Annotated in this window: 14 protein-coding genes; 10 read left to right on the forward strand and 4 right to left on the reverse strand. The window is 61.7% G+C overall.

Annotated features, from left to right (window positions below; genetic code table 11):
• Nucleotides 1-22 precede the first annotated feature (22 nt).
• Nucleotides 23-427 (reverse strand): response regulator, encoded by a 405-nt coding sequence (locus APH41_RS10020; protein WP_034125891.1) that lies wholly within the window; start codon nucleotides 425-427, stop codon nucleotides 23-25.
• Nucleotides 428-480: 53 nt separating this feature from the next.
• Nucleotides 481-678 carry a Flp family type IVb pilin gene (locus APH41_RS10025; RefSeq protein ID WP_034125890.1) on the reverse strand — a complete coding sequence of 66 codons (198 nt, stop codon included), beginning with the start codon at nucleotides 676-678 and terminating at the stop codon, nucleotides 481-483.
• Between the two features lie 337 nt (nucleotides 679-1,015).
• Here APH41_RS10025 and cpaB point away from each other — a divergent pair, with 337 nt between their 5' ends.
• From cpaB to APH41_RS10065, 8 genes are read left to right on the forward strand one after another with little or no spacing between them, the layout of a single operon-like run.
• A complete protein-coding gene (gene cpaB, locus APH41_RS10030; protein WP_054918760.1) occupies nucleotides 1,016-1,960 on the forward strand; it encodes a Flp pilus assembly protein CpaB in 945 nt (314 codons plus the stop codon).
• 19 nt (nucleotides 1,961-1,979) lie between these two features.
• Nucleotides 1,980-3,185 (forward strand): type II and III secretion system protein family protein, encoded by a 1,206-nt coding sequence (locus APH41_RS10035; RefSeq protein ID WP_034125888.1) that lies wholly within the window; start codon nucleotides 1,980-1,982, stop codon nucleotides 3,183-3,185.
• Complete coding sequence (locus APH41_RS10040; protein WP_034125887.1) at nucleotides 3,182-4,375, forward strand: pilus assembly protein; 1,194 nt, start codon at nucleotides 3,182-3,184, stop codon at nucleotides 4,373-4,375. Before APH41_RS10035 ends, APH41_RS10040 begins: the two co-directional genes overlap by 4 nt.
• Nucleotides 4,372-5,643, forward strand: coding sequence for a CpaF family protein (locus APH41_RS10045; RefSeq protein ID WP_054896410.1), 1,272 nt, complete (start codon nucleotides 4,372-4,374; stop codon nucleotides 5,641-5,643). The genes APH41_RS10040 and APH41_RS10045 overlap by 4 nt, the downstream gene beginning before the upstream one ends.
• A 9-nt stretch (nucleotides 5,644-5,652) precedes the next feature.
• The gene (locus APH41_RS10050) at nucleotides 5,653-6,534 is read left to right on the forward strand and encodes a type II secretion system F family protein (protein ID WP_034125885.1); all 882 of its coding nucleotides are present in this window, start codon (nucleotides 5,653-5,655) and stop codon (nucleotides 6,532-6,534) included.
• A 1-nt stretch (nucleotide 6,535) separates the two neighbouring features.
• Nucleotides 6,536-7,423 (forward strand): type II secretion system F family protein, encoded by an 888-nt coding sequence (locus tag APH41_RS10055; RefSeq protein WP_054896408.1) that lies wholly within the window; start codon nucleotides 6,536-6,538, stop codon nucleotides 7,421-7,423.
• A 10-nt stretch (nucleotides 7,424-7,433) separates the two neighbouring features.
• Entirely contained in the window at nucleotides 7,434-8,159 is a 726-nt protein-coding gene (locus APH41_RS10060) for a tetratricopeptide repeat protein (protein ID WP_034125883.1), read from the forward strand.
• 10 nt (nucleotides 8,160-8,169) lie between these two features.
• Nucleotides 8,170-8,442, forward strand: a complete 273-nt coding sequence (locus APH41_RS10065; protein WP_034125882.1) for a DUF3613 domain-containing protein — start codon at nucleotides 8,170-8,172, stop codon at nucleotides 8,440-8,442.
• A gap of 136 nt (nucleotides 8,443-8,578) precedes the next feature.
• Here the strand turns inward: APH41_RS10065 and APH41_RS10070 are convergent, their stop codons facing one another.
• Together APH41_RS10070 and APH41_RS10075 are read right to left on the reverse strand one after the other, a co-directional pair.
• Nucleotides 8,579-9,364, reverse strand: a complete 786-nt coding sequence (locus tag APH41_RS10070; RefSeq protein ID WP_054918763.1) for a response regulator transcription factor — start codon at nucleotides 9,362-9,364, stop codon at nucleotides 8,579-8,581.
• A gap of 71 nt (nucleotides 9,365-9,435) precedes the next feature.
• Nucleotides 9,436-9,939 carry a prepilin peptidase gene (locus tag APH41_RS10075; RefSeq protein WP_034125880.1) on the reverse strand — a complete coding sequence of 168 codons (504 nt, stop codon included), beginning with the start codon at nucleotides 9,937-9,939 and terminating at the stop codon, nucleotides 9,436-9,438.
• A gap of 71 nt (nucleotides 9,940-10,010) precedes the next feature.
• Here APH41_RS10075 and APH41_RS10080 point away from each other — a divergent pair, with 71 nt between their 5' ends.
• Complete coding sequence (locus tag APH41_RS10080) at nucleotides 10,011-10,448, forward strand: TadE/TadG family type IV pilus assembly protein (RefSeq protein WP_003188217.1); 438 nt, start codon at nucleotides 10,011-10,013, stop codon at nucleotides 10,446-10,448.
• Complete coding sequence (locus APH41_RS10085) at nucleotides 10,445-13,195, forward strand: PAS domain-containing sensor histidine kinase (RefSeq protein ID WP_054918766.1); 2,751 nt, start codon at nucleotides 10,445-10,447, stop codon at nucleotides 13,193-13,195. Before APH41_RS10080 ends, APH41_RS10085 begins: the two co-directional genes overlap by 4 nt.
• Nucleotides 13,196-13,325: the final 130 nt, after the last annotated feature.

Raw genomic sequence — 13,325 nt, forward strand, 5'->3', positions numbered from 1 at the left:
TTTAATAAGCGGTGCAGGTCCGTTACCGACCAGGTGTAGAGAGGGGAAACAGGCTGTTGAGGGTATCGAGCAAGCGCACCAGGTAGATCGGCTTGCGAAACAAGTCCAGCACCTGCAAGCGCAGCATATCGCTGACATCGTCCATTTCTGCATGGCCAGACATCACGATCACAGGCAAATGCGAGCGTGAGGTATGTTCGCGCAGGCGCTTGATCAAGGAGATACCACTTTCCTCGGGCATGCGCAGATCGGTGATGACCAGGGCGATATCAGGGTGAAGTGTCAATTCTTGCAAGGCGAAGGTGACGGAGGTCGCGGTGAAACAGACAAATCCCTCGTTTTCGAGGGATTCGGCCAACTCCACCAGCGCATCCTCCTCGTCGTCCACCAATAGGATTTGTTGGCGGGATGACGAAGGGTGGGTCATGGGCGGTACCTGATAAAAAGAATCACCGGAACGAAAGAATACCGCAATGACGGCTAAGTCGCCGCTGGCAGCGCATCGGACACTTGCTCGAAGATGCCTTTTATCTTATCGCCAAGCCCAGTACCAATACCGACGATCACCAACGCAACTATCGCGACGATAATCACATATTCAATAGCCGACGCCCCATCTCTGCGACGCAGGAATAACTGAGCGTGAACATAAAATTTCAAGAACAGGTCAAGGATCATGTTGAGATCTCCTTCATGCGCCACAAAGCGCCGATACAGCTGGCCCGCACAATGATTGCCGTGTGCCACTAGAGCATTGTCAACAAATTTAACACTCACAACTGTAAGAATGAATTAATCATAAAGTATTAGTGGCTCCATGCGCCCTGCAAGTCCGTTGTTTAAAGGCCCGATTCTAAAAACATCGATAAATTTTTCGTTCGGTAATGGCATTTCGTCCTAGCTGAGCTACCTTCAAATAGCCAAATCGTTAGTTGTTCATCACAGCCCAGTTGCGAATTTAACTCGTTTGGATTAACGGGAATAAAAGTAGTGCAACAGGATAGGGAGCGCCGTCATGAACAGTCGCATCAGCATGGTCCTGGCTGGCTTGCTGCTTATCGGAGCCCTGGTGGCAGGGTATTGGGGCTTGGTGCTCAGCCGTCCACCGGCACCTGCCGTAGCACCCTCGCCACAACCTGTCATTTCCGTGGAAAAAACCGTTGCGGTCGTGGAAGACCAGACCCGCCAGCCCGTCGTGGTACTGGTGCACGCGGTTACGCCTTTTGTGCCCCTCACCTCTGCCGATGTAGCCGTGGAAAAACTGCGCACCGTGCCGGCAGGCAGCCTGACCAGCGTTGACCAGGCCATCGGTCGTACGCCTTTGCGGGCCCTGGGTGCCGGCACCTGGCTCAATGATGAAAGCTTCACCGCCGGCGGCCCCCTGGCCCGCATGATTCGTGCGGATGAACGCGCGCTCGCCGTCGCCGTCGACGAGGTCATCGGTGCCGGTGGCCAGTTGAGCCCCGGCGACTACGTGGATGTCTTGTTGTTCTTGCGCCAGGACAATGCCAATGCCGAGCAATCGGCGCAGGTGGTCATCCCGGCGATTCGCCTGCTCAGCGTCGGCGACCAACTGGGTTTGGCCAACGACGGCACCCCGGCAGTACCGCCACCCGCCACCGCCGAAGAACGCGCCCAGGCCGCTCAACGTCGCACCGCCGCGCGCAGTGTGGTGCTGGCGGTGCCCGAACAATTGCTGAGTCGGTTGATGCTCGCTTCCCAAGCCGGCACGCTGCGCCTGGCCGTGCGCAGTGCCGACGAACAATTGCTCAGCCGCTACTGGGCCGGTGAAAGCGACACCCCGGACAAGGTGCAAAGCGCCAACCGCGACCTCTACCAATTCACCCAATTGGCCCTCAGCGGCCCGCCGAAAAAAATCACCCCTGCGGTGGCCGTCACCGGCCAGCGTCGGGGTATCGAAGTGATTCGCGGCGCGGCGGCAGCACAACCTACCCCCTGATTGAACAAGGATGCCTTGAATGAGCCAACGCTACGCTCAATTGGCCTTGGCCTTGATGCTGCCGTGCCTGCCCCTGGGCATGGCGATGGGCGCATCGGGCAGCTGCAACGCCCTGGGCCAATTGCCCGCCGTGATCGAGGTAGGCGAAGGCTTGCAGACCGAGCTGCAGTCGCCGGTAGCGATTACGCGCCTGGCTATCGGCGACCCGAAAATTGCCGATGTGCGGGTCAACGGCGACCGCCATTTCCTGCTCACTGGCGTCGGCAGCGGCGCTACCAGCCTGATGGTGTGGACCGGCTGCTCGACCACGCCGCGCCAGAGCATGGTGTTCGTCAAGGGCAAGGCTACTTCGGCGCTGACCAGCCAATCGCTGTCGCCCTCCGAAGACCCGACGCTGCCCAGCCAGGTGCAGACCGATATTCGTTTTGTCGAGGTCAGCCGCACCAAGCTCAAGGAAGCCAGCACCAAGATCCTGGGCATGGGTAAAAACTTCTTCCTCGGCAGCCCCGACTTGCTGTCCCCGTCAGAGGGCATTTTCAAATTGCCGGTGAGTGCCGACAACTTCAACATCGGGTTTGGCGGTGGCCGGGTCAAGGCACTGATCAACGCCCTGGAAAGCAGCGGTTTCGCCTATACCCTGGCGCGCCCGAGCCTGGTGGCCATGAGCGGCCAGAGCGCGACCTTCCTGGCCGGCGGCGAAGTGCCGATTCCGGTGCCCAGTGCCGGCAGCGATACCATCACCATCGAATACAAGGAGTTCGGTATTCGCCTGACCCTCACGCCCACGGTCATCGACCACAACCGCATCGCCCTGAAAGTCGCCCCGGAAGTCAGCGAGCTGGATTACAGCAACGCGATCCGAATCCAGAATATCCAGGTGCCGGCCCTGACCGTCCGGCGCACCGACACCAGTGTGTCACTGGCCGACGGTGAAAGCTTTGTGATCAGCGGCCTGATCAGCAGCACCAACCGCTCCACCATCGCCAAGCTCCCGGGCCTGGGCGATATCCCGATCCTTGGTGCGTTTTTCCGCGACTCCAATATCCAGAGCGAAGAGAAAGAACTGCTGATGATTGTCACGCCGCATCTGGTCCAGCCACTGGCTGCCAATGCGCAGTTGCCGTCGCTGCCCGGCGAAAAACTGCGCACCTATGATCCGAACTGGTTCCGCCTGTTCTTCCTGGAAAACGGCAACTTCGACCGTCGCAGTGGACTTTCCCAATGAGCGATAGCCTGAGCCAGACCTTCCTGGCAATCACCCGTAACAGCACCGACCTGGAATGGCTCCAGGGTGCCCTGGCCCCTCTTGGCCAAGTGATCAACGTGGGCGGCGGCAGCCTGGATGAATTGCTGGCACTGGTGGACGTGACCTTCGCCAACCTGGTGTTCGTGGGCCTGGACCGCGAGCACCTGGTAGCCCAGAGCGCCTTGATCGAAGGCGCCCTGGAAGCCAAGCCGATGTTGGCGGTGGTGGCCTTGGGCGACGGCATGGACAACCAGTTGGTACTCAACGCCATGCGTGCCGGCGCTCGGGATTTTGTCGCCTATGGTTCACGCTCCAGCGAAGTGGCCGGGCTGGTGCGGCGCCTGAGCAAGCGCTTGCCGCCCAGCGCGCCGAACGCCCATCTGGGCGGCCTCACCGTGCTCTACGGTGCCCAGGGCAATACCGATGGCGCCCTGCTGGCGAGCCACCTGGCGATGGTGGTGCAAAAGAGCGGCCAGCAGACGCTGATGCTCGACCTCGGCTTGCCCAGGGGCGACAGCCTGGCACTGCTGGGCCTGGACAGCACCTTCAATTTCGGCGACGCCTTGCGCCACCTGCGACGCCTGGACGCCACCCTGATCAACAGCGCGTTCACCAGCACCGACGACGGCCTGCGGATCCTCGCCTACGCCGCCAGCGATGACCCCTTGGAAATGACCAGCGCCGCCGAGCTGTACATGTTGCTCAGCGCCTTGCGCCAGCACTTCCAGCACATCGTGGTCAACCTCACCGGGCAAGCGGACAGCGAAGCCCTGCGCACCTTTGTCAGCCACTGCGACAAGCTGCTGTGGTGCACCGACCAGTGCGTACTCGACTGTCGGCGCAACCTGGCGATGCTGAACCTGTGGCGCGAAAAAGGCATGAAGCTCGACCATGCCAAGCTGCTCGTCGATCGCTACGTCAAAGGCTGCGCCCCCGGCACCGAAGCCCTGGAAAAAAGCTTTGGCCTGGAGTGCATCGCCGTGCTGCCCCTGAGCCCCGAAGTGCGCCTGAACGCCAAGAACCAAGGGCAAAGCCTGTTCACCCTGGCCCCCCGCGAAGCCTTGACCCAAGCCCTGCGCCACCTGGGCGAGCGCCTGGCCAAACGCACCGAAGGACTGGATAAACCTTCGACGCGCTGGTTCGAACGCCTGCTGGGAGCGAGTCGATGAACGGCGAAAAACTCTTCGGCGCACCGGCCCGTGGAAGTGCCGCGCACAACGATCACGACGGCCTGAAACTGGTGCTGCATCGCTACATCATCGATGCCATCGAAGAATCGGGCCAGAACCTGCTGGAAGGCTCGCGCCAATCCCTGGCGCAATTTGTCATCGACAAAGTGGCCGAATACATCACGCGCATGCACCTGGCGATTTCGCGCTATGAGATGGAGCGCCTGGCCGAGGAAATCGTCGATGAGCTGACCGGCTTCGGCCCGCTGGAAGTGCTGCTGCGCGATGTGTCGATCACCGAGATCCTGGTCAACGGCCCGCACAGGGTGTTTATCGAGCGTGACGGAGTACTCCACCAGAGCGACCTGCGCTTTATCGACGCGCACCATGTAGAACGCGTGATGCAGCGCATTCTCGCGCCCCTTGGAAGGCGCCTGGATGAGTCGTCGCCGATGGTCGATGCGCGCTTGCCGGATGGCAGCCGGGTCAATGCGATCATCCCGCCGATTGCCCTGGACGGCCCGTGCCTGTCGATCCGTAAATTTCGCAAGGACATGCTCAAGAGCAGCGACCTGGTGGCGATGCAAACCATCGACCACAACATCTTCGAGTTCTTCCAGGAGGCGGTGGGCAAGCGCTGCAATATCCTGATCAGTGGCGGCACCGGCACCGGCAAGACCACGCTGCTCAATATCCTCAGCCAATTGATCAACCCCCACGAACGCCTGGTCACCATCGAAGACGTCGCCGAGCTGCAACTGGGCCACCCCCACGTGGTGCGCCTGGAAACCCGTCCGCCCAATGCCGAGGGGCATGGCGAGGTCAAGGCCAGCGACCTGATTCGCAACGCCCTGCGGATGCGCCCGGACCGCATCATCCTTGGCGAGATCCGTGGCGTCGAAGTGCTCGACGTGATGACGGCCATGAACACCGGCCATGACGGTTCCATGAGCACCGTGCACGCCAACAATGCCCAGGACGCGTTGCTGCGCCTGGAAACCCTGGTGGGCCTGACCGGCCGGGTGGTGGCGGAGAAAACCCTGCGGCAGATGATCTGTGCCGCACTGGATGTGGTGGTGCAACTGACGCGCCTGCCCGATGGGCGCCGTTGCGTCAGCGAGGTGGTGGAAGTGGTGGGGGTGCGCGACGACGTGTATGTCACCAACACCCTGTTCCGCCTCGACCGCCGTACCGGTTTCGGCTTTCTGCGCGAAGCGCTCAACCCGGCCGGCGACAAGTTGCGGCGCGAATCGGCATTGCCGTTGTAGAGAGGGCTCATGACCGGACTTGTCTTGCTGCTCATTTGCATCCTGCTGATCAGCCTGTCCGTCTGGCTGTTCCAGCGAGGGTTGCGCCAGGCAGGCACCGACCGGGTGCTGGAGCGGCTCAGCGACGGCCAGCCGGTGCCCCAGGAGCCGAACGGCAGCTGGGTCGCGCTGGAGCGCATGTTCCAGCGCGCCGGCCTGGGCAAGCCCACCGACCGCCTGGGTTTGTGGCTGAGCGGCTGGGCGCTGGGCATGTTGCTGGGCTATCTGCTGGCCGGCGGGCTGGGACTGTTGGCCATGCTGATCCTGCCGCCGCTGCTGCTGCGGGTGTATATCGCCTGGCGCTACCAACGGCGAGTGCAGCGCATGGTCGAACAATTACCGCAGCTGCTGGACCACAGCGTGCGCAGCCTCAAGTCTGGGCGCACCCTGGCGGACGCTGTGCTGGGCGCGATCGACAGCACCGAAGCGCCGCTCAAGCAGGCCATGAGCCGCATCCAGCGCAACGTGCAAATGGGCGTGAGCCTGCCGGAGTCGGTCAGCGACTTTGCCGAGTTTTACGAGCGCGATGAATTCCGCCTGTTTGCTCTTGGCCTGAAGGTCAACCACCGCTACGGCGGCAACGCCAGCGAGCTGCTGGAAAACCTGATCAAGATGATCCGCGAGCGCGAACAGGGTGCGCGCCAACTCAAGGCCATGACTGGCGAAACACGCATGACCGCCTATGTGCTGGCGGGTTTGCCTATCGTCATGGTCGGCTACTTCCTGATGGTCAACCCGGGCTACCTGATGAGCATGTGGAATGACGGAACCGGGCGCCACCTGCTGCTGGCCGCGGTGGCGCTCGACATCACGGGCACCTTCGTCATGTGGCGCATGTTGCGGAGTATTTGAGATGGCCATCCTGATTTGCATCCTGTTGTCGCTCGCCGCCGTCGCCTTGATCGTCGGCAACCTGCTAGAGCAAAGGCGCCGACAACGCCTGGTCAGCCAACGCCTGCAAGGCCAACTGACCCGCGAGGACAAACTCGGCAGCCTGATGCGCCAGTTGGGCGCCAGCACCGTGGCCCAGCGCTCGGTCAGCCTGGACAACGAAACCCAGACCCTGCTCAACCGAGTCGGTTGGCGTAAAGCCAACCAGCGCTCCATGTTTGCCGCTTTCCAGATCGGCGTGCCCATCGTGTTGCTGGGCTTGACCCTGCTCGGCCAACAGCTGCTGTTTCCCCATGCCGGCTCACCCTGGATTGCCCCGGCGATTGCCCTGGGCATCGGTTACTTGCTGCCCAAACGCATCCTCGCCCTCAGTGCGAAATACCGCCAGGAGCGTATCGCTCGGGAAATCTCCACCTTCATTCCGTTACTGCGCATCCTGTTCGAATCCGGCATGGCAGTTGAGCAATCGCTGCGGGTGTTGAGCACCGAAGCCCAGCGCTTGCTGCCAGACCTGACCCATGAACTGCGCCTGATCCTGGCAAGGGTCGACTCGGGCCTGGAACTGTCCGAAGAGCTGGGCAAGACCGCACGCCTGTTGGCCGTGGATGAGTTCACCGACACCTGCATCATCCTTCAGCAGTTGATCCACCAGGGCGGCGGCGCGATGAAATCCTTGCTGGCCCTCAAGCAGTTGCTTGACGACCGCCGCCTGACCCGCCTGCAGGAATACATCTCGAAGATGTCCGCGAAGATGTCCGTGGTGATGATGGTGTTCCTGTTTCCCGCCTTGCTGATCGTGCTGGGGGGGCCGGCCATGATCGCCATCTCCCGAGCCTTGAATAACTTTTGAGGAGCCTGCCATGAAACCACTGATCGTCGCCTTGAGCCTGCTGATGCTGGGCGGCTGTGCCAGCAACGGCCAGGTTCCGTGGGCCGGGTTGCTGGCGCCGGGCAGTTGCCCCAAGCCCAGCTCGGACCAGGAGCTGTCGCTGAACCTGGCCGATGACATGGCCAACGAAGGCAAGCTGCACGCCAGCCTTGCCAACCTGCAGAACCTGCCCAGCGCCCTGCCCCAGGTTCGTCAGCGCCAGGCCCGTGCCTATCGCTTGCTAGGCCGTCCCGACGCCGAGCCATTGTACCGCAGCCTGCTGGGCACCTGCCTGGCCGCCGACGGTGAGCACGGCCTGGGGCAACTGGCGTCGGCCAAGGGCGACAACGGCCAGGCCATGGCTCACCTGCAACGCGCAGCACGGCTGGCGCCCACCGACGAAAAAATCCGCAACGACCTGGGCGTGGTGTACCTCGATCAACGGCGCCTTGAAGACGCGCGCTTTGAATTCATGACCGCCATCGAACTCAAGCAGAGCGATCAATTGGCGGCGGTCAACCTGGTGACCTTGCTGATCTATCAGGACAACTGGGAGCAAGCCGCGAAAGTGGTCGGCCAACTCGGGTTGAGCCCTGATCAGGTGACCCGAGCCCAGGCACGGGCGCAACACCTCAAGGACGCTGGCACGGCACCGCAGCGCCCAGTCAAAGATCAGGTAGCGGCGGTCAGCGATACGCTGCCGGCCTCTGTGAAATAAGGAGTCGATGATGAAATTCCAATACCTCGCCGGCCTTGCATGCCTGGCCCTGCCCCTCCTCGCTTCGGCCATCGAAGCGGGGCCGTCTTCACCCCGGCAGGCCGAAACGGAAAACTGGATGGCACTGCAACTGAGCGGGCGCGCAGCCTCGGCCAACCCCCAGAAAACCACGCCGGCAGAACGCGAACAGGCGCTCAAGCGCTGGCTGGACAGCAACAAGCACCCGATTCCGGAGTTCTTTGATCAGAAAATAGGCGGCACTGCGCAAAGTGGAAGCAAGTAAAGCTACTGTGGCGAGCAAGCTTGCTTGCGCTGGGGAGCGAAGCGCCCCCAAGAAAAGCCGACTCCAGCTGCGCTGTCGAGCGGGAGCAAGCTCCCTCGCCACGGAAAGATGGCTCCTGCAAGGTTTGCCTGGGCCTTTAGTGCGCAGTCACCCGCTGGCGCATCGCCGAGTTGCTCGGTGACAACGCCAGCGCCAACTGCGTGCGGTTGTGCATATGGGTCAGGCGCAGCACCTGGGACACGTACAGCTTCACCGTGTTCTCGGTAATCCCCAATTCACAGGCAATCTGGTAGTTGGTCTGGCCCTTGCCCACCAGGCGAGCCACATCCAGCTGGCGCGGTGACAGCTGATTGAAAATCGCCGGGATCTCCAACGACCCGGCTTCATCGGCCGATGGGTCCCCGTCATGGTCCTGGAGCGTCGGGTTGCGACGCACTTTGTCCAAGTCCATATACAAGTCGTTGATCGATTCGGACAGGTACTGCAACTTCTGGTTGAGCGTGCCCAGCTGCAGGTCTTTTTGCCGTTCCTCCAACGCCGCTTCCTGGCGCTTGAGGCCTTCGAGCAATTCATCGAGGTTGATCGGCTTCTGGTAGTAATCGGCGATGCCCGCACGCAGGGCTTTGATCACATCCTGTTTGTCGGCACGACCGGTGAGCATGATCGCTTCGAACGCACGATGTTTGCCGGCGATCCGTTGCAGCGCCTGGACCAGTTCGATGCCGTCCATGTCCGGCATATGCAGGTCACACAGCACTAAACCAATCTGAAGGTCTTCGCCAAAACGCTGGACCGCTTGCTGGCTGGACTCGCACGGGACACAACGGTACCCGCTGCTTTCAAGAAATTCACAGAGTTCCTCCACGATCAATGGTTGATCGTCGACAACGAGCACTTTTACTGCAGACGTAAGCTTGTTCACGCGCTACTCCATGCCTGGCAAGCCAAATGATGACCTATCCTTTCTGACGAAAACTCCTACACAACTACTCATTAAACGTAGACGTACTTTCCGACTATGTACATAGCATTAATCAACTCGTGCGACTGATGGATCCAAAACCAGCTGCCGGCAAAACCTGTCAAAACGAAGGGCGCAAAGGGCTGTTTTGTTGACGCTTGCCCTGCCCGCTCAACGCGATTTGAGCTAAGCCATTGATGCATAAGTGTCCAGGCCACCATGACGATGCCGGCACCGATCAACGCCCCCAACAGGTAGTCGATATTGGAGGCCAGCCCCAAGGCGGCTAGCAACTTCACATCCCCCGCGCCAAAGCGGCCCAACGCATAGCCCGGCAAGGTCAGTACCAGTGCCAAAGCCAAGGCCAGGCCGCCCTCGCTGCGGGGCGCGCCCAGCCAGGTCGACCCCGTCCACAGCAGGTAGATCAACGCCAGCAGGCCTACGCCCAGGGTCAGCGTATTGGAAATTTGGCGCTGGCGAATATCCTGCACAGCACATACGCCCAACCACAGCACAATCACTAGCGTCTGGATCACGTAAAAAACATCCCTTTTGGCTGAATGATTCTATGCTGATATCAAGTACTCGACTCAGGGTAGACGCAGTCATGAAATCGAGCCTCCCGAGAAAGCAAAAAGGCGCTGCGGCGATCGAGTTTGCCTTGGTCTTCGTGATTTTCTTTGCAGTGTTCTACGGCATGCTCAGCTACAGCTTGCCGCTGCTGTTGATGCAGTCATTTCACCAAGCGGCAGCCGAAGGGGTACGCCGCAGTGTGTCCCTGGACCCCAGCACCGCAGGCTATTCGGCCCTGGTGGTGCAACGCGCCAAGGATGCCGCCCAGGCCCAATTGAACTGGATCCCCGGCTCATTGAAATTCTTGCCCGGCTATATCACCGCCACCTACACCAATAATTTGCTGACAGTGAAGATCACCTACCCCTCGGCCAATATCAAAGCGGTCTTGCCGGCCCTGGTATTGCCCGGGGTGGGCACCGTACCCAACCTGCCCACCAACCTCACTGCTACCTCGAGCCTTCAGTTTTGACGACGGGGGATAAATTGTTCGCACGCCTGCGCGGGCGCACCAGCGCCCTGGCCTTGGACGCGCCAGCAGCACCCGCGTCGGGCCTGCAAGTGCAACTGGACAACCTGGGTGGAGTGCTGAACATCTCGGGCACCTTGAAGCCTTTACTTGCCCAGCATCTTGCCAACGCGCCCAACCCCCCCTTGCAGACCTTGCTGTGTGCCGACAGCGCGCGGAGTGTCGAGGGCACGCCGCAGGAGTGGCAACGACACGGCCTGGACCTCGACTTCCAGGGCGCTGCTGGCCAGGTCCTGCATACCCGCGGCTGGATCGAGCCGGAGGGCGACGGCTGGGCCCTGCACCTGCTGGACATCACTGACCTGCTGGCCGACCGAGTACGGGTGCAGCAACGCGAACAGAACCACCAACTCGCCGCCCTGATGAGCGAACAGCTGCGCGTGTGCAGCCCCAACCGCCTGCCCGAGGTGTTCAGCGAACACCTGCGCAGCGTGGCCCAGCGTTGGCGCATCCCCTGCGTCGCCATGGCACTGCTCGACGAAGATGATCAAGGCTGGCGCATCTACAGTCACTACGCCGCTCACGACGCCCCGGCCTTGTGGCAGACCGGGCAACACCTGGGCACCAGCCTGGACAGCATCAACGGCAACACACCACTTAGCCTGGACATTGCCCAGGGGCGCAGCGACAACCCGCGCCTGCACAGTGTATTTGGCAATGCCGACGGCTTCCTGGTGCCGTACCGCGACAGCCATGGCGCCGCCGCGTGGCTGCTGTGTGGCTTCTATAACGGCCAGGCACACCACACCGGCGAGCGTGACTGGCTGAACCTGTGCGCAGCACTCGCCGCGCCGCTGCTGGGCCGTCTGCGCGAACAGCGTCACCACCAGCAACTGGAACGGGTAGAAGCCCTGCAAGGCCTGCTCGGCACTGGCTGGTGGGAACTGTTGCCCGCTACCCAGGAAATCCAACTGGCGCCACAATTGCTGCGCAACCTGAGCCTGGACGACGGCCCCACCCGCCAACCCCTCGGTACCTGGCTCGAGCTCATCCACCCCGCCGACCGTCAGGCCCTCGACAGCCGCCTGCAAGACCTGCAAGCCCTGGGCAAGCCACTGCTGACCAACGTGCGCCTGCAACGCACCGAGTCCGAGCAGTCGCCCCTGTGGTACCGCATACAAGGCCAAGTGCTGGGAGCCGGCAATGAACGGCGCTGGGTCGGCTTCATGCTCGACATCAGCGACATTCAGAACCAGCAACTGCAAGCCGCCGCCGCCCATGCGCGCCTGGACAACCTGATCGCCAGCTCACCGGCCGTCATCTATGTGCAGCGCTACGTCAACGGCGCGCTGCACCCAGCGTTTTTCAGCGCCAGCCTGTTGCCGCTGCTGGGCTGGACCTTGGCCGATTGCAACCACGACACCCTGGCGGCGCTGATCCACCCCGACGACCGAGAACACTACTTCGAACGCACCCGCCAGCTGCTGCGCGAAGGCAACGTGCGCAGCCGCTACCGCCTGCGCGACAAGCAAGGCAACTACCACTGGCTGCTCGACGAAGCCAAGCTTTTGCGCGACGACCTCGGCTTGCCGGTAGAAGCCGTGGGCCTTTGGCTGGACGTCACCGAGGCGACCCTGGCCGCCGAGCAGGTGCGCCAAAGTGAAGAGCGCTACCGCATCCTGGTGGAAGACTCGCCAGCGATGATCTGTCGCTACCGTCCCGACCTGATCCTCACCTTCGGCAACACGCCGCTGGCCAATTACCTGGAATGCCGGCCCGACCAATTGCCAGGCATCGACTTGGGCCAGTGGCTGTCGGATGAACAGCGCGCCGCCTTTATGCAACGCATTCAGCAACTGACCCCGGAATTCCCGGTGAGCACCGCGGAAATCAGCCTGCAACTGCCGGGGCGCGAACATGCCTGGTGGGTGTGGTCGGACCGTGGCGTCTTCGATGAACAAGGCGCTCTGATCGAAGTGCAGGCCGTGGGCCGCGACAACACCGAAGTACGCCGCTCCCAGCAGCAACTGACCCAAAGCGCGAAAATGGCCACCCTCGGCGAAATGGCCACCGGCCTGGCCCATGAGATCAACCAGCCGCTGAACGTGATGCACATGGCCATCACCAATGTGCTCAAGCGCCTGGGCAATGGCGATGTGCAAATCGACTACCTCACGGAAAAACTGCAGCGTATCGACGCCCAGGTGCAACGCGCGGCACGGGTGGTCGACCATATGCGCGTGTTCGGCCGCCGCTCGGAAATCGAGCAGCAACCGTTCGACCCCGCGCAGGCGCTGGAGGGCACCCTGTCCCTGCTCAGCGAAGGCCTGCGCGGCAAAGGTGTAGACGTGTGCATCAGCCCTGCGGACTTCTCGGTGCAGGTCAAAGGCTATGTCGACCAGCTGGAACAGGTGCTGATCAACCTGATGGTCAATGCCCGCGACGCATTACTCAGCCGGCGAGAAAAAGACCCTGCCCTGCGCCCCTGGATTGCCCTGCACAGCGAGCACGACAGCCGCCATGTGCGTATCTGGGTCGAAGACAACGCCGGCGGGATCGACCCGCGCCTGTTGGAGCGGATTTTCGAACCGTTCTTTACCACCAAGCCAATCGGCGTCGGCACCGGATTGGGGCTCTCGGTGAGCTATGGGATTGTGGAAAACATGGGTGGGCGCCTGAGCGTCACCAACGGCGAGGCCGGCGCGAAATTCTGCGTCGAGTTACCCATCGCGCAAAACTCAATCAGCTAACCACGATGCGAAGCGAGCCGCTCTTGCTCTTGCTCTGCTTTTGATCTTAGGCGCCCCGTCAAACCACGCTGGCCGGAATTCGACAGGGATTTGGGGGGTAAACCGGCAGGGATGCCGGTTTAGCCGCCCC

Source organism: Pseudomonas sp. NBRC 111138, from assembly GCF_001320835.1.
Lineage (GTDB): Bacteria > Pseudomonadota > Gammaproteobacteria > Pseudomonadales > Pseudomonadaceae > Aquipseudomonas > Aquipseudomonas paracarnis.